Annotated in this window: 21 protein-coding genes; 10 read left to right on the top strand and 11 right to left on the bottom strand. The window is 43.0% G+C overall.

The annotated features are described in order from the left end of the window. The first annotated feature begins 320 nt into the window (after window positions 1-320). The 3 genes from B3V56_RS02620 to B3V56_RS02610 all read left to right on the top strand — a co-directional run bounded on the left by B3V56_RS02620 (window position 321) and on the right by B3V56_RS02610 (window position 2,256). The gene (locus B3V56_RS02620) at window positions 321-545 is read left to right on the top strand and encodes a hypothetical protein (protein ID WP_289282007.1); all 225 of its coding nucleotides are present in this window, start codon (window positions 321-323) and stop codon (window positions 543-545) included. Window positions 546-801: 256 nt separating this feature from the next. Beyond that, window positions 802-1,197, top strand: coding sequence for a phosphate-starvation-inducible protein PsiE (locus B3V56_RS02615; protein ID WP_289282008.1), 396 nt, complete (start codon window positions 802-804; stop codon window positions 1,195-1,197). Window positions 1,198-1,368: 171 nt separating this feature from the next. Beyond that, a complete protein-coding gene (locus B3V56_RS02610; RefSeq protein ID WP_289282009.1) occupies window positions 1,369-2,256 on the top strand; it encodes an SdiA-regulated domain-containing protein in 888 nt (295 codons plus the stop codon). A 46-nt stretch (window positions 2,257-2,302) separates the two neighbouring features. On the opposite strand, the gene gnd is transcribed toward B3V56_RS02610, so the two are convergent. The 9 genes from gnd to ylqF form a co-directional block, all read right to left on the bottom strand. Next, the gene (gnd, locus tag B3V56_RS02605) at window positions 2,303-3,769 is read right to left on the bottom strand and encodes a decarboxylating NADP(+)-dependent phosphogluconate dehydrogenase (RefSeq protein WP_286303715.1); all 1,467 of its coding nucleotides are present in this window, start codon (window positions 3,767-3,769) and stop codon (window positions 2,303-2,305) included. Continuing rightward, on the bottom strand, window positions 3,766-4,725 hold the full coding sequence (locus B3V56_RS02600) for a nucleotidyltransferase domain-containing protein (protein WP_289283936.1): 960 nt from the start codon (window positions 4,723-4,725) through the stop codon (window positions 3,766-3,768). Before B3V56_RS02600 ends, gnd begins: the two co-directional genes overlap by 4 nt. Window positions 4,726-4,766: 41 nt before the next feature. Continuing rightward, window positions 4,767-5,486, bottom strand: coding sequence for a PepSY domain-containing protein (locus B3V56_RS02595; RefSeq protein WP_289282010.1), 720 nt, complete (start codon window positions 5,484-5,486; stop codon window positions 4,767-4,769). A 125-nt stretch (window positions 5,487-5,611) separates the two neighbouring features. Next, window positions 5,612-7,771, bottom strand: a complete 2,160-nt coding sequence (locus tag B3V56_RS02590) for a TonB-dependent receptor family protein (RefSeq protein WP_289283935.1) — start codon at window positions 7,769-7,771, stop codon at window positions 5,612-5,614. A gap of 124 nt (window positions 7,772-7,895) precedes the next feature. Then, on the bottom strand, window positions 7,896-8,114 hold the full coding sequence (locus B3V56_RS02585; RefSeq protein ID WP_286303710.1) for a hypothetical protein: 219 nt from the start codon (window positions 8,112-8,114) through the stop codon (window positions 7,896-7,898). Between the two features lie 18 nt (window positions 8,115-8,132). Continuing rightward, window positions 8,133-8,387: a hypothetical protein gene (locus tag B3V56_RS02580; RefSeq protein WP_289282013.1), complete on the bottom strand. Its 255-nt coding sequence runs from the start codon at window positions 8,385-8,387 to the stop codon at window positions 8,133-8,135. Next, complete coding sequence (locus B3V56_RS02575; protein ID WP_286303708.1) at window positions 8,384-8,572, bottom strand: hypothetical protein; 189 nt, start codon at window positions 8,570-8,572, stop codon at window positions 8,384-8,386. Before B3V56_RS02575 ends, B3V56_RS02580 begins: the two co-directional genes overlap by 4 nt. A gap of 95 nt (window positions 8,573-8,667) precedes the next feature. Beyond that, the gene (locus tag B3V56_RS02570; RefSeq protein ID WP_289282014.1) at window positions 8,668-9,189 is read right to left on the bottom strand and encodes a Slp family lipoprotein; all 522 of its coding nucleotides are present in this window, start codon (window positions 9,187-9,189) and stop codon (window positions 8,668-8,670) included. A gap of 54 nt (window positions 9,190-9,243) precedes the next feature. Continuing rightward, on the bottom strand, window positions 9,244-10,161 hold the full coding sequence (gene ylqF / locus B3V56_RS02565; RefSeq protein WP_289282015.1) for a ribosome biogenesis GTPase YlqF: 918 nt from the start codon (window positions 10,159-10,161) through the stop codon (window positions 9,244-9,246). A 158-nt stretch (window positions 10,162-10,319) separates the two neighbouring features. Between ylqF and yeiP the strand changes: the two genes are divergently transcribed. The 3 genes from yeiP to B3V56_RS02550 all read left to right on the top strand — a co-directional run bounded on the left by yeiP (window position 10,320) and on the right by B3V56_RS02550 (window position 11,787). After that, entirely contained in the window at window positions 10,320-10,886 is a 567-nt protein-coding gene (gene yeiP / locus B3V56_RS02560) for an elongation factor P-like protein YeiP (RefSeq protein WP_286303705.1), read from the top strand. A gap of 10 nt (window positions 10,887-10,896) precedes the next feature. After that, the gene (locus tag B3V56_RS02555) at window positions 10,897-11,271 is read left to right on the top strand and encodes a YbaN family protein (protein ID WP_286303704.1); all 375 of its coding nucleotides are present in this window, start codon (window positions 10,897-10,899) and stop codon (window positions 11,269-11,271) included. Window positions 11,272-11,349: 78 nt separating this feature from the next. Further along, window positions 11,350-11,787: a HopJ type III effector protein gene (locus B3V56_RS02550; protein ID WP_343749522.1), complete on the top strand. Its 438-nt coding sequence runs from the start codon at window positions 11,350-11,352 to the stop codon at window positions 11,785-11,787. A 64-nt stretch (window positions 11,788-11,851) separates the two neighbouring features. Here B3V56_RS02550 and B3V56_RS02545 read toward each other — a convergent pair whose 3' ends face one another. Further along, window positions 11,852-15,709, bottom strand: coding sequence for an FAD/FMN-binding oxidoreductase (locus B3V56_RS02545; protein WP_289283934.1), 3,858 nt, complete (start codon window positions 15,707-15,709; stop codon window positions 11,852-11,854). A gap of 129 nt (window positions 15,710-15,838) precedes the next feature. Here B3V56_RS02545 and B3V56_RS02540 point away from each other — a divergent pair, with 129 nt between their 5' ends. From B3V56_RS02540 to B3V56_RS02525, 4 genes are all read left to right on the top strand, one after another. After that, window positions 15,839-16,636, top strand: a complete 798-nt coding sequence (locus tag B3V56_RS02540; RefSeq protein ID WP_286303702.1) for an undecaprenyl-diphosphate phosphatase — start codon at window positions 15,839-15,841, stop codon at window positions 16,634-16,636. 85 nt (window positions 16,637-16,721) lie between these two features. Then, on the top strand, window positions 16,722-17,150 hold the full coding sequence (gene rplM / locus B3V56_RS02535) for a 50S ribosomal protein L13 (protein ID WP_286303701.1): 429 nt from the start codon (window positions 16,722-16,724) through the stop codon (window positions 17,148-17,150). A gap of 12 nt (window positions 17,151-17,162) precedes the next feature. Next, a complete protein-coding gene (rpsI, locus tag B3V56_RS02530; protein WP_007146943.1) occupies window positions 17,163-17,552 on the top strand; it encodes a 30S ribosomal protein S9 in 390 nt (129 codons plus the stop codon). A 128-nt stretch (window positions 17,553-17,680) separates the two neighbouring features. After that, a complete protein-coding gene (locus B3V56_RS02525) occupies window positions 17,681-18,163 on the top strand; it encodes an acyloxyacyl hydrolase (protein ID WP_286303700.1) in 483 nt (160 codons plus the stop codon). Here B3V56_RS02525 and lpxL read toward each other — a convergent pair whose 3' ends face one another. Further along, window positions 18,164-19,081, bottom strand: a complete 918-nt coding sequence (lpxL, locus tag B3V56_RS02520) for an LpxL/LpxP family Kdo(2)-lipid IV(A) lauroyl/palmitoleoyl acyltransferase (protein ID WP_286303699.1) — start codon at window positions 19,079-19,081, stop codon at window positions 18,164-18,166. Between the last annotated feature and the right edge of the window lie 5 nt (window positions 19,082-19,086).

Below are 19,086 nucleotides of genomic sequence, written 5' to 3'. Positions count from 1 at the left end.
TACTTAATAGAATCCGATCGATATCATCAGTCACCTGAAACAGCTTCACATCAATATATCGATGCCGTGAGCCATTGATCCGCCATCAAGTCCCTTTTCACAAGCCTTTGATGAGCAGTAATGATAGTATGCGCATATGTTTACTATGGAGAAACCTATGTTTATTCATGTATTAAAGTTGCTAAGCTTGTGCGCACTCCTATTACTGAGTGCCTGCCATCACTACCACCCACATAAAACAATGCCACCAGGCCATGATCCCAATGGGCCGGGCAATAGTGAAAATGCGCCAGGCCATAACAAATAAACAGGAATAAATAATGCTGCTTAAATTACTCGGTATTTTATTTATTGCTGCAGGTACAGCGGGCTTAGTGATCGATGACATTCCATTTACCAAGAAAACCCATGAAGCGGATCTCGGTATCATTGAGCTGCAAGTTGATGAAAAAGAAATTTACCATGTACCTGAATGGCTCGGTGCCATCAGTATTGGTTTGGGCACACTGTTACTCTTAGTTCCAAATGGCCGTCGTCGCCGTTAAACCACTATCATCACGCATCATAACGACTTTATGATGCGTGAATCTTACCTTCTTTCTATCTCAAAATGTCTTGAGAACTTGTCTCGTAGTCCTGCTTATTGCCATTTTTTGGACACAAAAACAAAACATTTTTTTTCATGGCTGTTAATATGACCATCCACACAAATTTGGATCTCTGCTTCTTAAACAACTTACAAAAGCATGTTTAAAAAACAGTCATTCTTGTGTGGTGTGTTTTTTTAATGGAGAAAAAACGATGCAACACCGAATAAAGAATTCTGTAAGTCGATCACTGCTGTTTGCACAAGATGTTGGTTTGATTCTTGTTGCGATTGCCACCATGGTAGCCATTGGTATCGAAGTCAACATCATGATTACCAACAGCTATGTATCACTCACTGATCTGCTACTTATGTTCATATACCTAGAGGTTCTGACGATGGTAGCGGTTTATTACGAGTCGGGTGAACTTCCTATCAAGATACCGTTGTATATAGCGATTGTTGCTTTAGCCCGTTATCTGATTCTTGATATGAAAAATATTGATACATGGCGGATTCTGGGAATCGCTTCTTCTATTCTATTAATAGGAGCATCGATCATCATCATTCATTACTGTAAACAATTAATGCAGGATAAAGTTGAAAGCTGATCATAAATAACGCGATGAACAGCTTGTTTGGCGGAACTGGCAACAGTTCCGCTTTTTTTTGACTACCCTGCTCTACCCATTCATGTTTTACATATAAGCCGACCTATTTTCAGCTTTGATTAAGATTGCATGACTAAGCTCAACTTAATGTCATCAATAAATGAGGTAATCATGCAACAGCTGAAACGCATTTCCGGTCACTGGTTAACGTTAACATTAGCCTGTTTCAGTCTCATATTATTGCTGAGTTACACAAACACCGAAGCCCAAATCAAAGAGACTAATCCTTGGGATCTCAACGCCCATTATTCAGTTGGTAAACCGATCACTATTGATGGCATTGAAGATAATCTGTCTGGTTTAAGCTACCAACCAGAAACAGATCATTTATTTGCTGTTCTCAATAACCCTGAACAACTCATCGAACTCACAAAACAAGGCGATATTGTCCGTCGAATTGATCTGGATGGGTTTATCGATACAGAGAGTGTCGCCTACCTTGGTCAGAACCAGTTTGTAGTCACCGAGGAGAGAAGACAAAAGCTGGTTTTCTTCACTATTGATGAAAAAACAGAAAGAGTAAATTACTCAGACAGTAAACACTTACATATGAATTGGGCAAGATTAGATAACCATGCTATGGAGGGATTAGCCTGGTCCCCCCATTATGGATTTTTTATCTTACAGGAAGAGCCCCCTATGATTCTGAATCATATGACAGATGAATCAGACAGAGACATTACCCAAGTGGATGTAGAGAAGTTAAATCAAACTTTACCTGAGCTGGTAAAGGACTTCGCTGGTATCAGTTTATTTTATATCGAACAATCACCATACCTGTTAGTACTCAGTGAAGCTTCGCATGAGTTGAATCTAATTAACTTAAGTGGCAATACACTCTCAAAACATAGTCTAAAAAAAGGGATCTTTAATCTATGGCCCATTATGAAACAACCTGAAGGAGTGACCGTTGATAATGATGGCAATATATTTATTGTGGGTGAGCCTAATCAATTATTGACCTTAACAAGACATAGCAAACTCAATCAGGGCCTATAAAAAAAGCGGTCATTTGACCGCTTTTTTTATTTATGGCTGTCGTTGCTTATACATCATAGTTAGATGCTGAAACATCGCCACCATGTCCTGTCCAGTTAGTATGGAAAAATTCGCCACGCGGCTTATCCACTCGTTCATATGTATGAGCACCGAAATAATCTCGCTGTGCCTGTAGTAAATTGGCAGGTAAGCGTTCACTACGATACCCATCATAAAATGACAGGGCGCTGCTAAATGTAGGGACAGGAACACCTATGCTGACCGCTGTAGCCACAGCTTTACGCCATCCAGGCAGAGCATGGGTGATAGCGTCAATAAAGAAATCATCCAGTAATAAATTCTGTAGATCAGGATTGATATCAAACGCATCACGAATTTTGCCAAGAAACTGGCTACGAATAATACAACCACCTCGCCACATTAGCGCTATGCCGCCATAATTGAGCTGCCAACCATACGTTTTAGCCGCTTCACGCATCAGCATATACCCTTGAGCATAAGAGATTATTTTTGATGCATATAAAGCATCACGGATAGCGTTAACCATCTCCGCCTTGTCACCGTCGAAACGTGCTGTGATGGCAGGTAAAACTTTTGACGCCGTCACACGCTCGTCTTTTAGAGAGGACAAACAACGCGCAAACACAGCTTCACCGATTAATGTCAGAGGAATCCCCAGATCCAGTGCATTCATCCCTGTCCATTTTCCCGTGCCTTTTTGTCCGGCCGTGTCGAGAATATGATCGAGAAGTAACTCACCATTCTCATCACGCTTAGCCAAAATATCACGTGTAATCTCGATCAAATAAGAGTCCAGAACGCCCTCATTCCATTCGGCAAAGACGCGATGAATTTCCTCTCCACTCATACCGAGACCTTCACGCATCATCTGGTAAGCTTCACAGATGAGTTGCATATCGCCGTACTCAATTCCGTTATGTACCATTTTCACATAGTGACCAGCCCCATCATTTCCTACCCAATCACAGCAGGGTTCACCATCCACCTGTGCTGATATTTTCTGGAAAATAGGCTTAACGGCGGGCCATGCCGCATTATTTCCTCCCGGCATCAAAGAAGGTCCATGCCTTGCTCCTTCCTCTCCTCCTGATACCCCACTGCCTATAAATAGAATCCCTTTCTGACGTAACTCCTGCGTTCTTCTATCACTGTCATTAAAGAGCGAGTTACCACCATCAATGATGATGTCTCCCTTTTCAAGGTATGGCACCAATTGTTCAATAAAAGCATCAATAACGGGGCCAGCTTTCACCATAAGCATCACCCGACGCGGTGGCTTCAAGCTACTGACAAAGCTTTTCAAATCATGACAGCCAAGAACATTAGTACCTTTGGCTGGCCCGTTGAGAAACTCGTCCACTTTGCTGGTGGTACGATTGAATACGGCGACTTTGAATCCTTTATCATTCATGTTCAGGACAAGGTTCTGACCCATTACGGCCAGTCCAACGACACCGATATCTGCTATTGCGGGATTATCTACTTCACTCATAATTCTTTGCACACCTTTATATATTCACCAACTGCTTCACGGGTTGAACCGACAACTAAACGTCGTTGTCCTGATGCCGAATCACACTCTACAGCTCCTGCAACCTCAATCGTTTCACCTTTTTGTGCTTGACCAACATACGTGTGAGTAAACGAAATAACCTCTGGTGTCATTTCATTATCTATAAGGTAACGGGCTGGAAAATCAAATGCTTGCTTATCATCAATCACCACCGCTTTGAGGGTAGAAATACCCTGTTTCATATAGTGATGGTGATCGACCACTACTTCTTCAGGCAAACTGACCATACCAATATCAAACTTGGTTCCATCAATGGCTGCCTTGTTATATTTACGTGCCTCATGCCAAGCAAACTCATCGAAATTAAGCGATCCCCCCCGGCGCTGAAAATTATCTTTCATCAATGAAATATCTAGTGAGGACAATTGCTGCTCTGCAATGGCTTGCTTTACTGCGAGACGAGTTTTATAAAAAGCGTCACGTCCATAGACGACCAAATCAATATCTGAGCCTTTCTTTTGCTGGCCAATCAACATAGATCCAGTCAGTCCTAAGGCGCTAGTATCAACTCCATACCCCGACAATATCTCGATCAGGCGGTGACATTTTTCTTCTATTTCATCGTGAGCTGGACGTTCAAGAAGCGTTTTTAAACAGCGTTCTGGTTGATGATGAACCGTGACATCAGCGGGTTTGACGGCATGAAACTCTGCATCAAACTGCTTGGATTTGAATAAGTACTGTGGGTAATGACGATCCAAAAGACGGTTAGCTTGTTCAGTATCAATCTTTTGCCATTGACCTCCATTCTGAACATACCGCAGAAAGCAGCCAATCTTTTGTTGATGAGGGTGATAGCTGACCACAGCAAAAATAAGACCTTCAGCAGTCTCAATAAAGTCTTTTGGCAAATAGGGAAAATCTGCCTGTCTCATCGTATGTTGGGCTCCTTTGTTAAAGGCATCATGACAAGAAACTACCCCTGTCGTCTACCCCACATCCATAAACCTGTCAGAGATAAGAAAACAATCATGAGTCCCAGTAAATCTATTAACCAAATACCCAGATCGCCAAGGATACGACCGTTATGTATATCAATTAGAAGTTGCTGAACACTGATGCCTTTACCATAGAAAAATTGTTTGAGTGCATCATGCACGGATTGTGGTAAAGGATGCGGCATACTCCATGAGACGCCTTGTAATGAAATCGGTTCCCACTTATCCAGCATAAAGTTACTACGCCACATTGCTTGGCGTGTTTGTAAAACAGGCTCACCATGATAAAGACCGATATTTTGAATGGGGGCAGGAATGCCTGCTTCAGCGCCCATTTTTTCGATGAACTCCCCTTCACGAGTCAGAAGAATCAATGCGTCATCAGTGGTCAAAACAATGATATCTTCCATGCTGATGCCACCTAATAGAGGACGTTGTAAATGCGTTAATGGTTTGGCATCAATAAAAAGTTGATGACCAAACTGAGAAAACATCTTGTTATCAATGAGAAATGAGACATCAGGTTGTATTTTCCCCATACCGTAATGAGACATTAGCCAGTCTTCATTAATGTATATTTCGTCGAGCTTGAGTTGTGCAGCATGATTGATAAGTGAGCCACTCATTACTTTCAGCAAAATTATGATAGCCAAAATAGTCATTACGATGACACTGACAATATTTCTTTTACCGTGCATGAGAGAAGTCTTTAATTGAGAATATTTTTTAGTTTGCCAGCATTGAACTTAAATTTGTAGTTTCGCTGATAGCAGATATGAAAAAGGCAGTCGAAACTGCCTTTTTATTTGGTTTAAGTGAAAGACTAGAAGTCTACTATTAATCCTGCCCAAACCGTTCTTTCGATATTCGGACGAGCACCAAACGGGCTACGTGAAATGATTTCCTGTCTATCAAACAAGTTTTCCACTTTTACAAACACTTCAGGTCCCCTGGAAAACTGATAACGGCTAATCAGATCCACTGTAGTCAATGCATCATTTTTATCTAGTCGGCTGTCAGATTTATTACAACCAATCGATACACAGGTCTCATCGATATACTTCAGGACGGCATAGTTATTCCAGCCATTATTGTGCTCTAAACCGACCCGAATACTGAAAATATTCTCAGGAATATTTTGTAATTGCTGACCACTGGCAAATTCATCACCGGAGGTGGTTTCGGCGTCGGTATAGGTATAAGCCAGATCAACAGGAATCAAGAAGTCACCCGCAGTGAATAAAGTCCCGGCTTGAAATTCAAGACCTTTAACTTTGGCACCACCAACGCTGTATGAACCCGACTCAGCACCATTGCTACATTGCACGGCGACTGAACATTGCTCCACCAGGTTGCTGAAATCTGAATAGAAAGCAATGGCTTCACCATAGAATACGCCATGGTTGAAGCGCAGACCAAATTCATAGTTGTCACTTTTACCCGGCTCAGTACCATCTTTTTCACCGGCACTAAGTGGAATCATCCCTTCGTGAAAACCTGCGAGAACCTGCCAGTTGTCGGTCAGATCAAACGTCCCGGAGATACCAGCCAGATATTCACGGTAATCATTATCCACTCTATCGGTCACTAATGAACGAGCCGCACCACCAGCATACCGACGAGCTTTGGTCTCAACATCTTCCATTCGCAATGACAAGTTCAATAACAGACGGTCTGTGACTTGATAGTCATCTGTAATCCAGAGACTGAGTGCTTGAGCTTCTTCAAGACGGTTGTCACTGGAGCCAACTGCATTTGTGCCCTGATAGACAAGCTGACCATTAACCTGGTCATACACTTCTACTGGTTGGAAACGATCCGTCTCATCATAATGCTGGCGGGCACCAAAGTTGACATCATGCTCACCTACCAGCCAGTTGAAGTTAGCCTGCACACCGTATGAATCATAGGTGCGATCATTATTCTTGTAACGTAAGCCAGTGACATCACGAGTCCCATCCAGAATTGCTTGTGCGTTAGTGTTGCCATTATTAGCATCTTCAAGAATATTGTCACCGGTTTCCGGGTTACGACCATCAAATTTAAACCAGTTACGCTTGAACTCATTACGATAGGCTGTGACGGTAGAGGTAAGGTTATCGCTCCAGTCAAACACATGAGTCAGGTTAATACCAGTGTGTTGGTTATCCATCTCATCGATATGAGTCAGCCCATAGCGACGGTTTTCATCACGATGGAAATCTACATCAGTCAACCCGGCATAAGTTTCATCAGAGTTTTCCATCGAACGTTGAATTTTAAATAAGAACTTATTACGTTCACCTTCCCATGAGAGTTTAGCGACGTAATCTTCAAGTTGAAAGCCACTGTTATCATCATTACGGTCAATATCTTTAAACCCTTGATAATGGCGCTGAGCTGTTTCAATAGAGTAGCCCCATGGACCAGTTTTACCGCCATAATTGAGATGCAAATCAGCAGAGCCGCGATCGTTCATCATAAACATCGCACTGCCTTGATTAGTTTCAGGAATCGGAGTGGATACTAAATTGACAACACCGCCCACGGTTTGAGGACCGTAACGCAGTAATGGCGCCCCTTTAAGCACTTCAATAGAGTGCAATCTTGATGTGGTAGGAAAATAATATGCTGCGGGATTTGAGTATGGAGCCGGCGCAATCAGCACACCATCTTCCATCAAAGTAATATTCTGACTGCGTTCTGGCGAGGCTGCACGGATACCAATATTAGGACGAAGCCCAAACCCATCTTCTTCTTGAATATAAACGCCTGGTACAGTTTTCAACACCTGATGAATATCTGTTGTTGCTTCGGTCCTTAATTGCTCATGACTAACGACAGCTGCTGAACCTGGTAATTTACGTGCAGCTTCATCGTCACCAATAACCGTTACAGTATCTAACTCGGCAGCCTTACCCTCAGCAATTGACGATGATGAATAAAGGCCGATAGAAGTCGCAAGCGCTACACCACTTGCCAACACAGTCAGTCTTGATTTCACTTATATTCCCCTAATGTTAAATCTTTACAAAACTTTACAGAGGGGAAACATACACTAGTTAATAATGATTATCATTATTTCTTCTTGTTTTTTTAATAAATTTCTGCTTATTGTTGCAAAATTGCTACATCATCACGCGCAAACTTGGTTGCTCATTGATCGTTGTGTTGAATTCAAATAAGCCGCGGCTAAGGTCTTTAGCAAACTCAGAAAAATGATGTTCACTCATTCTGACTGTAATCGACCCCATTGTGAGATGAATCATTTTGCAATCAGGACAATGTTGGATATCAACTGTTTTTGATTCGAAAATGGTCGCTGGTTTACATGCTCTACTGGCCATGGTGACTCCGTAAAAAAATTAAGAAAAGGAAAATGCTGTGCGCTGCTTGAGGTTCCGGTGACGACAGTAAACATTCCACCAACTTTTCGCATAAGATTGCCAAAGTGTTTTGATAGAAAGACCATCGTCTTGTGTGATCAACAAACGGTAGTTACGGCTTATTTGTAATGCCAAGCATGCTGATGGACTAAGTTGATAGTAAGCCACCAGTTCCTTGATGGCGACTAACAGACAGTCACGCTGCCACTCGGGTCGACTAAGTGGCATATTCATGATTGTAATTTCCTTGCTGCTGCAGACAGCAACATATTCCAAACGGTTTTCTTTGAGCTTCTATCCAGGCAATTGAAGTCTGCTGCGTGGAGCTTACCTTCACGGATTAGGGTTTCAAGTGTCGTCTCATCAAATGCCAGATGAATGCTGTGTCTTCCATGTGTATTAAATTGTGCCGTTTTCATAACTCACCTCGTCCTGACAATGTGGAGATGAGTATAGATACATTTAAATCTAAATGCAAATCATTCTTATTTAATTAAATAGATTTCACTCATTTTTATGGGGAGTAGGATCCCGTTCCATAGTAGCCATAACCGACAAATGGCCAGTCATGTTTCGGATTATATGGCAGACCTGAAACGGGATTATTGGCAGGCCAACGCTGATCTTTGAGTAATTGAATCACAGGTAAAGTGAGTTGCTTTTGATCAACGATCATTTTTTTCTCGTCAACGACCTGCCCTAAAACGGTAATAAAACTATCTGGTTTGTAGACTTCCGGATCAAGGAAGTTGGCACTCCGCACATAAAACCGACCATCGCTATTAAGGCTATCATCAGGTCGTCCAGCGCGATTAAGAGGAAATTGGACAACCAGTATTTCTGATTGTTGGTCGGTGTTCTCGACGGCAATAATTTTGCCTCCCCAACGAACACGTTTACCGCTATTAGCTTGAATATCCATAGCGACTTGTTGAAGTGATAAATCCCCCTCTGCCGGTGGTTTTATCGAGGGTGACATATGACTACAGGCCACCAATAAAGATAAAGACAGTATGCTTGTTAATAAACGTATCATAGGTCGTTCTCCTATTATTTGTATGCGATGCCGATGTGATTCAACAGACGTCGCTTATCTCTTCTTTCTATTATTTTTTCTGGCTGCTTTTTTTGCTGCTTTTTCTTCCCGAGCCACTAAAACCTGCAGCCATTCAGCTTCAATCATCTCAGGTGTTTCCATCGTTATCCTACCCAACATACCGGCTCTCAGCTCTGTCAGAATAATTTTCGCTGTGCGATCTAAGTCCACTCGGCCACCAGCTCGTAAACACCCGCGTTTTGTGCCTATAGTTTCCATGTTTTCAAGTGCATGCTCTGAAAGTTCAGACAAGCCAAATCGTTCTTTGAGTTGAGCCGGATAGGCTTTCATTAGATATTCAACGGCATATAAAGCAATATCATCATTATCAATTGCTGTTTCTTTGATTGCACCTGTGACTGCCAGACGATAGCCGCTATGAGGATTTTCCAGGTTTGGCCATAACACGCCAGGGGTATCATGCAAAACGACACCTTGCTCCAGGCGAATCCGCTGCTGCATTTTGGTGATAGCAGGTTCATTTCCTGTCTTAGCAATTTGCCTACCGGCCAGGCTATTAATCAATGTCGATTTTCCCACATTGGGAATCCCCATTATCATCGTATTGATTGGTCTACCCGCTTCTGCTTTTGCTGGCACCATATTTCTACATAGTGTAAGCAAATCAGCGATACCGTCATATTGCTGAGCCACCATGGTTAATGTCTTGGTATGACTCTGTTGTTCAAAATACTGCTGCCAGCGCTCAGTGAGAGAAACATCCGCGAGATCAAATTTATTTAATAATTTGATGCAAGGTTTATCCTTGCGAATCTCTGCCAGCATAGGATTCTGGCTACTGAAAGGAATTCGGGCATCCAGCACTTCAATAATCAGATCCACCTGAGGCAGAATCTCTTTTATTTCTTTACTGGCTTTGTGCATATGGCCGGGATACCACTGAATTGCCATTCATGTTCCTTTTTAATTATCGATAAACAATAGGTAACATTCTAACGTAAAGCCGCAATAACGCCGATTTGCTTTAATGACTTCTAGATGAAGACGCATTCCGCTGTGACTTGGGTAACGTATAATGCGGATTTTTCTATGATAACCGGAACAAAAATATGCCCAAGGCCAGTGATCTTAAACGTGGAATGGTAGTCGAAGTGCATGATGAGCCTTATGTTGTTAAGGATATTGATATTCGTAACCCATCTTCACGCGGCGCATCCACACTTTATAAAGTTCGTTTTAACCATCTTAAAACCAAACAAAAACGTGATGAATCTTTCAAAGGGGAGGACTTCCTTAAAGAAGTCGACTGTGAGCGTCTGCTAGTGCAGTTCTCTTATCAGGATGGTGACAGTTATATTTTCATGAATAACGAAAGCTATGAACAATATGCGATTAATGCTGCTGATATTGAAGATGCGCTAGGCTTTATTCATGATGGCTTGGACAATATTGTGGCGGTTTTATTAGAACAACAACTCGTTGCTATTGAGTTGCCAGCCGCGGTGTCATTGACTATCGTTGAAACTTCACCGGGTATAAAAGGTGCTACTGCTGCGGCGCGAACTAAACCAGCCACATTATCAACAGGACTGGAAGTTCAAGTGCCAGAGTATATCGAGAATGGTGAAATTATCAGGGTCAATACTGACACAGGTAAATTTATGTCGAGAGCGTAAACCGGGCAATATGAAGACACGCATCAAACATCTCATTTTAATCTGCTTGGGTTGGATGTTTGTCAGTCTTGGCATCATTGGCGTTATTTTACCTTTGATGCCAACCACGATTTTTCTGATTTTAGCGCTGGGATGTTTTGCTGAAAGCTCACCTCGTTTTCACCAAATGCTGCTCGATCATAAGTGGTTTGGTCCCCCTTTGAAGCAGTGGCAACACACGCATAGCATGCGTCGTGATGTAAAAAAGAAAGTCTATCTAATTGTCGTTTTGTCTTTTGCTATTTCAATCGGTGCTGTCTGGGGTCATGTCTGGTTACAGCTCATGTTGTTTGTCATAGGGCTGGTTCTGTTAGCTTGTCTTTCTCGTATAAAAGAATCCAATTGAAACATGAGTGGTATGACGCTCTTACAGCGTCTCTGATACAGTGCCCGGATTCAAATATACAAGCCATGACAGATGGCTATGAAAGAGACTATACCGACCTTAATTAAGTTAGATCAGAGCACCAAATTAGAGAAAATTTCACCCGATTTATTAATGAACAATGGAGATAATATGGAATTGCAGTCTTTTATCACGCAATTAAAAACTCAACCAGAAAGTATAGAGTTTGAAGACACAATGTCGGTCATCGATGCAAATTATGTCTTTACGCCTACCGCATTTAAAAATGGTGGAACCACGAATGAAGCCGGACAAAATAACGGCTCATGCAAAATTCTTGGATTTGGCAAAAAGCATTCTCTAAGCGTTGACGACACTTTGGCTTGCTTTGGTAAGTATTATCGAGAGGATGTATTAGCTAACCCAACAGGTGATGATCATCAAAATATCCGTCATTTTATGAAGACGGGTTGGGATGGTGTCATCTTTGAAGGCGATCCATTAACTGCTCTTTAATATTCACCCGGCAAAAACAAAAAAGGGAGCAATTGCTCCCTTTTTTTGGTTATGTCATCACGCATTAAAGTAAGACGCGTTCGATACCACCTTGTTTCACACTGTCGATAAAGTCTTTATGCCAGTTATCCCCTTTCAGATGCTTGGCAATTTCCACGACGATGTAGTCAGTATCAATCCCAGTATCTTCACTATAACGGCTCAGACCTTGTTGGCAGGCCGGACATGAGGTCAGCATTTTCACATTGCCATTTTTCGCTTTATCCTGACCCGTCAGATCCTGAATCCCTTTAGTGATTTCCTCTTCTTTACGGAAACGCACCTGAGTCGCAATATCTGGACGCGCCACAGCAAACGAGCCGGCTTCACCACAGCAACGGTCATTTAATGCCACATCTTGTCCCATCAATGTGCTCGCTACCGAAGTCGGCTGATAGGTCTTCATTGGTGTATGGCAAGGATCATGGTACATATACTGTACCCCTTCCACACCTTCTAGCTTCACGCCTTTTTCCATCAGATATTCGTGAATATCCAACAGACGACAGCCAGGGAAGATCGCTTCAAACTGATACTTCAGCAATTGATCCATACAGGTACCACAAGACACAATAACCGTCTTAATATCCATATAATTCAGTGTATTAGCCAGACGATGGAATAATACCTGATTAGATGTCGAAATCGATGTCGCTTTTTCCTGATCACCCGTTGATGCTTGTGGGTAACCACAGCATAGATAGCCTGGTGGTAACACGGTTTCAGTCCCCACTTCGTAGAGCATAGCTAAAGTAGCCAAGCCTACCTGACTGAACAAGCGCTCAGAACCACAACCTGGGAAATAGAACACCGCATCTGATTCATCATTGACCTTTTTCGGGTCACGGAGAATCGGGATCATCTTCTCATCTTCGACCCCCAACATCGCACGTGTTGTTTGCGTTGGTAAGCCAGTTGGCATCGGTTTTTTCATGAAATGAACGACTTGCTCACGAATCGGCGTTTTACCCGTTGTCGGCATGGGTCGTTTTTTCTTACTTCCCAATAAGCCCAGCGTTTTGGCAACACCATGTGCCATTTTCTGAGCCTGATAGCCCCATTCGATCATGGTTTTACGCATGATTTTCACGGTGAGTGGATCAGTCGCATTTAGATACGCCATTGACGTCCAGGTACCAATATTAGGTCGACGTTTGCCTTGTTTCTTCAGCACTTCGCGTAACTTAATACTGACATCACCAAAGTCGATATTGACCGGACAAGGGTTCAGACAACGATGACACACCGTACAGTGGTCCGCCACATCATTCATTTCTTCAAAGTGACGTACTGAGATACCACGACGTGTTTGTTCTTCGTACAGGAAGGCTTCAATAATCAAACCAGTACCAAGAATCTTATTTCGTGGTGAATACAGCAAGTTGGCTCGAGGCACGTGTGTTGTACACTCTGGTTTACATTTACCGCATCTCAGACAATCTTTAATATCATTGTTGATATCACCCAGATCACTGGCTTCAAGAATCAAAGCTTCCTGTTCTAACAAACGCAATGACGGTGTATAAGCATTATCCAGACCAGAACCTGCCAATAATTTACCCGCATTGAAATGACCGTTCGGGTCCACTTTCTGTTTATAACTAGCAAATGCATCGATCGTGGCTTTATCCAGATACTGCATTTTGGTCAGACCGATACCATGCTCACCAGAAATAACACCACCCAGCCGTGAAGCCAGCTCCATGACTTCATCCACAATACCTTCAGCATCATGCATCATTTCATAATCATTGGAGTTAACCGGAATATTCGTATGAACATTACCATCACCAGCATGCATATGAGTGGCGACAAATAAACGACCTGAACGGTTTTCTTTGTGAATACTATCCAGTTTATTCCTTAATACACTCAACGCTTGTCCCTGGAATAACTCTTTTAAGGGTTTTTCCATTTCCTCGCGATAGGAAATGCGTAAATCACGACGTTGCAGTACATCAAATAAGGTATCGCCATCAACGATATTTGCTTTTGCTGTATCCGATAGTAAGTCAGCCAGCTCAACAGCAGGTGTATCCAGACTATCTAATATTTTCTGCCAGCGGGCCATGACCACATCAACATGTTTACATGCGGCTTCATTCTTGGAATTCACGATGGCATCGTTTTCAGCGCTATCACCCAAATCTTTATTGCCACAGTCTTTCAGTTCTTTTGGATTAGAACTCAAATACGTTTTCACGGCTTTTGCTGTTTTCAGCTTATTGCGTGTGGACTGAACAATATTGATGCGTTCAATACCGTCATTGTATTCAGCCAGGCGGTCCAGAGGAATAACCACATCTTCGTTAATTTTGAAGGCATTAGTATGACGCGCAATCGCTGCAGTCCGTGAACGGTCGGCCCAAAAACGCTTGCGAGCTTCAGGACTGGCAGCCACAAAACCTTCACCATCACGGGCATTAGCCAGTCGAACCACTTCAGAGCATGCTTCTGCTACCGCATCTTCATCATCACCAACCACATCAATCAGCAAGACCATCTTCGGTGCGACAGAGCGTGGGGCTTTAGTTGAATAGTCAACCGCTTTGACATAGCGCTCATCAAGATGCTCCATCCCTGCCAGCAGCACGTTTTTGTTATTGTCGAGATAGTCTTTCGTCTCCACAATTGCTGGCACAGCTTTACTCAGATCGTTACCAAAAAACTCCAGACAAACGGTACGGATATAATCCGGCATGCGGTGCAGAACAAAAACCGAAGACGTGATTAAGCCATCACAGCCTTCTTTTTGTATGCCTGGCAAACCACCAAGAAATTTATTGGTGACATCTTTCCCTAAGCCAATTTTTCGTAACTCTTTGGCTGGAATTTTCATCACCTCGGGTTCGCCAATAACCGTTTTACCGTCCGGTTGAAAACGCGTTACTTTGAACTCAGCGAACTCGATATCATGAATTTTGCTCAGATTATGATTAAGCCGTTCGACTTCCATCCAGGTAGCATCCGGCGTCACCATTCTCCATGAGAGCAGATTGTCGAGCGCCGTGCCCCACATCACAGCTTTTTTACCGCCTGCATTCATCGCGACATTACCACCGATAGTCGAGGCATCTTGCGAGGTGGGATCAACAGCAAACACTAATCCATTACGATCGGCTAGATCAGATACGCGGCGTGTGACCACGCCCGCTTCAGCGCGGACGGTTGGTACTTTTTCTTCACGACCAGGAATATGGCGGTAAACAACATCACCTAATCCTTCCAGTTTTTCGGTGTTGACGACAACACTCTCTGCCGTTAATGGAATAGCACCACCGGTATAACCAGTACCGCCACCACGCGGAATGACTGTCAGACCTAGGTCGATACAGGCAGCAATAATTTTTGCCATCTCTTCTTCTGAATCGGGCGTGACTACCGCAAGTGGATATTCAACACGCCAGTCGGTCGCATCAGTGACGTGGGAAACACGTGCCAGACCGTCAAACTGGATGTTGTGTTTTTTTGTCGTTTTCGATAAACGACGCATCACCATTTTTCTACGCTCAGCAGTGCTTAATAAGTTACGTTCGAAGCGTTCTACAGCTTGTCGAGCACTTTTCTCCAGCTGTAAAGCCAATTCATTGTTATTTTCTTCAGCGCGATTGCGAATTTGGTCCAATCGATGATGCAAAGCATGACGAAGTGAGCCCCAGCGTTTTTGGTTTTCAACTAAATCATCCTGAATAAATGGGTTACGTTGAATGACCCACATATCACCTAATACTTCAAACAGCATTTTTGCTGAGCGGCCAGTTTTGCGCTGCTCACTTAGCTGCTGCAAAACCTCCCACATTGGTTCCCCTAGGAAACGAATGACGATTTCACGATCAGAAAATGAGGTATAGTTGTACGGAATCTCGCGAATTCGGTTAGACATGTTGACTGATAAGCCTCTTTCTAAATAAGAGTGATTTTAAGAGCGGCAATTTTAACACGGGCGCGACTATAATATGACCCACATAAAATAAGCCTTTTCTAAATTACGCTTTTGGACGACAGTTTCTCTATGGATTTGCTACATATTATTGCCTTGGCCTTATTACAAGGTCTGACTGAGTTCTTGCCCATCTCCAGCTCAGCTCACCTTATTTTATTACCCATTATTGCTAACTGGCAGGATCAAGGACTTGCTTTTGATGTGGCCGTTCATGTCGGCACATTGTTGGCTGTCATGATTTATTTTCGCCAGACCATAAAAACATTGATCGCTGACTGGTTTCAATCCCTTGCGCAAAAACAAACCGTAGGGGACAGCAAATTAGCTTGGGCAGTATTGTTTGGCACCATTCCTGTTGGCTTGGCAGGCTTACTTTTAGGTGATTTGGTCGAAACCAGCTTACGTAGTCCTCTTGTCATAGCCACTACAACTGTTGTGTTTGGTTTACTGTTAGGTTGGGCGGACTGGCGAGGAAAGCGTATTCGAAGTGAAAATAAACTCAATTGGTTTGATGTCTTGTTTATCGGTATCGCTCAAGCGATTGCACTCATCCCTGGTACATCACGCTCTGGAATTACAATTACAGCAGGCTTGATGCTCGGTTTAACGCGCGAAGCTGCTGCCCGTTTCTCCTTTTTATTGTCCATCCCCGTTATCGTTCTAGCGGGTGGATTGAAAATTATTGAACTAATAGAGTCACAACTTGTGATAGACTGGTTTTCTTTATGTGCTGGCGCATTATTTTCTGCCGTTAGCGCCTATCTGTGCATTTTCTTATTTCTTAAAATGCTTGATCGTATAGGGATGTGGCCATTCGTCATATATCGTTTGGTGCTTGGCGCAATATTGTTTTGGTTGTTTACTTAAATAAGGTTGACAGCTTTTTCCTTAATGCGTAATATTCTCCCTCTTTATTTAGCCCGCCTGCGTAATTATCAGGAGCAACTCGCGGATGAAAACCATAAGTGCAAAACCAGCAGAAGTTCGTCGTGACTGGTTCGTTATTGATGCTGACGGCAAAACATTAGGCCGTATGGCTACTGAAATCGCACGTCGTTTACGTGGAAAGCATAAAGCTATCTACACACCACATGTCGACACTGGCGATTACATTGTTGTTATCAACGCTGAAAAACTGCGTGTATCTGGTAACAAAATGAAAGATAAAATTTATTATCACCACACAGGTCATATCGGTGGTATCAAGTCTATCTCGCTGGAAAAACAACTCGATAAAGCACCTGAGCGTGTTATCCAGACGGCTGTCAAAGGTATGCTTCCTAAAAACCCGCTGGGTCGCGCAATGTTCGGCAAACTGAAAGTTTACGCTGGCGCAGAACACCCTCACACAGCTCAACAGCCTAAAGTGCTGGAAATCTAATCGGATATTGTCATGGCAGATTCATACTACGCTACAGGTCGCCGCAAAAGCTCAACAGCTCGAGTTTTCCTGAAACCAGGCAGCGGCAACATTTCAATTAATACTCGCACACTTGAAGATTATTTCGGTCGTGAAACTTCTCGCATGGTGGTTCGTCAGCCGTTAGAGCTAGTCGACATGCTTGAAAAATTTGACCTTAAAATCACCGTTCGTGGCGGTGGTAACAATGGTCAAGCTGGCGCGATTCGTCACGGCATCAGTCGTGCATTGGTCGAATACGACAACGAATTAAAAGCAGAGTTACGTAAAGCTGGCTTCATCACTCGTGATGCTCGTGCCGTTGAACGTAAGAAAATTGGTCTTCACAAAGCACGTAAACGTCCACAGTTCTCAAAACGTTAATTGTTGGCTGCTTTGCAGGATCAAAAAAAGGTCACTTCGGTGGCCTTTTTTTCTGTCTGAAGTTATTGCCTGCGAAATAAGCAGCATGATATAAAACGTTTTTATTTTATATGTCATGGAACCTGACAATGAGTAGAAATCTTCGTTATGCTTCAATTGCTCTCGCCTTTCTTTTCCCCTCCATTGCTCTTGCAGAACAAGAATCTCAAATCGCATTATCTCTAGGTGCCTTTGAGGTATTCGACGATAATACCGCTGCTGAAGTCGGTGTAGAGTATCGTTTTGCACCGCAGTCATCCATTTTTGGTTTAATTCCTACTCTTGGGGCAACATTAACTTCTGATGGTGGTTATTGGGGCTACGCTGGTGTGAGATATGACATTTATCTTAATGCCAACTGGATACTCACTCCTAACTTCGCTATTGCTGCTTACGAGCAAGGTGGCGGCGTTGATTTAGGATACGATATGGAGTTTAGAACAGGCGCCGAATTAGCGTATCAATTCAATGATAAAAGCCGACTTGGTCTAGGCTTGTATCATTTATCTAATGGCAATATTGGTGAAAATAATCCGGGTGCAGAATCATTGATTTTGAGTTACAGTTTCTGATTATCGAACTTTCTTATATAAACGCCCTTTCCCATCAGGTTGTGTTTTAAAGCGGCGATGAAGCCAGAAATATTGCTCTGGCATGAGTCGAATCTGGGACTCAAGCCAATCATTGATACGTTGAGCATCGGCAACATCATCACCTGATGGATAGTCCCGCCACGCGGGGAATATTTGAATATGGTAACTACCATCTTCGTTGCGTTTAGGTACAAAAGGGACAACCTGTGCACTGGTCATTTTGACCATACGTGCTGTCGCCGGAACAGTCGCCGCGGTCACGCCAAAGAACTTGGCGAAAATACTATTTCTCGGGCCAAAATCTTGATCGGGTGCATACCACACGACCTTATTTTTTCGTAATGCACGTAACATCGCCCTCACATCATCTCGCATCACAATACCCTCACTATGATAAATCCGCGAACGCATCATGACAGCATTAAAGAGTGGATTTTTTAGGTGTCTGAACATTACATAGGCAGGGGTTTGTAGCATAATTAATCGCCCACCTATTTCCATACTGGTGAAGTGTCCGGTTAGTAAAATAACACCTTTGCCTTTTTGTTTTGCCGCTTCCAAATGTTCCAGCCCATCGTAAGTCACGCGTGGGAAGAGTTGTTTGTCTGATGCCCACCAGCTTACTGCTGTTTCGATCATCATCATCCCCGTATTATTCAGGATGCTTTTGACCAGGGTTTCTCTTTCTTCCTGACTCATTTCAGGAAAGCAGAGTTCTAAATTTCTTCGCACCACTTTTGCTCTGGAACGCATAAAGGGTTGCATCATCTGCCCAAGCAACAAGCCTAAACGGTACTGTAATTTAGCCGGCAAATAGACTGATAAGCGCATGAGTAACAGTCCAAGCCAGCTCGGCCAATAGCGAGGGTGTAAAAATTGTTTCTGGAAAATATTCATTCAGG

It is taken from the genome of Methylophaga sp. UBA2513 (assembly GCF_002341285.1).
In the GTDB taxonomy this organism is placed as follows: domain Bacteria; phylum Pseudomonadota; class Gammaproteobacteria; order Nitrosococcales; family Methylophagaceae; genus Methylophaga; species Methylophaga marina.
This window is presented reverse-complemented; position numbering and strand designations above follow the sequence as displayed.

Excerpts from the sequence above, each read along its gene's own strand:
- B3V56_RS02620 (WP_289282007.1), top strand. The coding sequence starts at position 321 with ATGCTGCTTAAATTACTCGGTATTTTATTTATTGCTGCAGGTACAGCG.
- B3V56_RS02615 (WP_289282008.1), top strand. The coding sequence starts at position 802 with ATGCAACACCGAATAAAGAATTCTGTAAGTCGATCACTGCTGTTTGCA.
- B3V56_RS02610 (WP_289282009.1), top strand. The coding sequence starts at position 1,369 with ATGCAACAGCTGAAACGCATTTCCGGTCACTGGTTAACGTTAACATTA.
- gnd (WP_286303715.1), bottom strand. The coding sequence starts at position 3,769 with ATGAGTGAAGTAGATAATCCCGCAATAGCAGATATCGGTGTCGTTGGA.
- B3V56_RS02600 (WP_289283936.1), bottom strand. The coding sequence starts at position 4,725 with ATGAGACAGGCAGATTTTCCCTATTTGCCAAAAGACTTTATTGAGACT.
- B3V56_RS02595 (WP_289282010.1), bottom strand. The coding sequence starts at position 5,486 with ATGCACGGTAAAAGAAATATTGTCAGTGTCATCGTAATGACTATTTTG.
- B3V56_RS02585 (WP_286303710.1), bottom strand. The coding sequence starts at position 8,114 with ATGGCCAGTAGAGCATGTAAACCAGCGACCATTTTCGAATCAAAAACA.
- B3V56_RS02580 (WP_289282013.1), bottom strand. The coding sequence starts at position 8,387 with ATGAATATGCCACTTAGTCGACCCGAGTGGCAGCGTGACTGTCTGTTA.
- B3V56_RS02575 (WP_286303708.1), bottom strand. The coding sequence starts at position 8,572 with ATGAAAACGGCACAATTTAATACACATGGAAGACACAGCATTCATCTG.
- B3V56_RS02570 (WP_289282014.1), bottom strand. The coding sequence starts at position 9,189 with ATGATACGTTTATTAACAAGCATACTGTCTTTATCTTTATTGGTGGCC.
- ylqF (WP_289282015.1), bottom strand. The coding sequence starts at position 10,161 with ATGGCAATTCAGTGGTATCCCGGCCATATGCACAAAGCCAGTAAAGAA.
- yeiP (WP_286303705.1), top strand. The coding sequence starts at position 10,320 with ATGCCCAAGGCCAGTGATCTTAAACGTGGAATGGTAGTCGAAGTGCAT.
- B3V56_RS02555 (WP_286303704.1), top strand. The coding sequence starts at position 10,897 with ATGAAGACACGCATCAAACATCTCATTTTAATCTGCTTGGGTTGGATG.
- B3V56_RS02550 (WP_343749522.1), top strand. The coding sequence starts at position 11,350 with ATGAAAGAGACTATACCGACCTTAATTAAGTTAGATCAGAGCACCAAA.
- B3V56_RS02545 (WP_289283934.1), bottom strand. The coding sequence starts at position 15,709 with ATGTCTAACCGAATTCGCGAGATTCCGTACAACTATACCTCATTTTCT.
- B3V56_RS02540 (WP_286303702.1), top strand. The coding sequence starts at position 15,839 with ATGGATTTGCTACATATTATTGCCTTGGCCTTATTACAAGGTCTGACT.
- rplM (WP_286303701.1), top strand. The coding sequence starts at position 16,722 with ATGAAAACCATAAGTGCAAAACCAGCAGAAGTTCGTCGTGACTGGTTC.
- rpsI (WP_007146943.1), top strand. The coding sequence starts at position 17,163 with ATGGCAGATTCATACTACGCTACAGGTCGCCGCAAAAGCTCAACAGCT.
- B3V56_RS02525 (WP_286303700.1), top strand. The coding sequence starts at position 17,681 with ATGAGTAGAAATCTTCGTTATGCTTCAATTGCTCTCGCCTTTCTTTTC.
- lpxL (WP_286303699.1), bottom strand. The coding sequence starts at position 19,081 with ATGAATATTTTCCAGAAACAATTTTTACACCCTCGCTATTGGCCGAGC.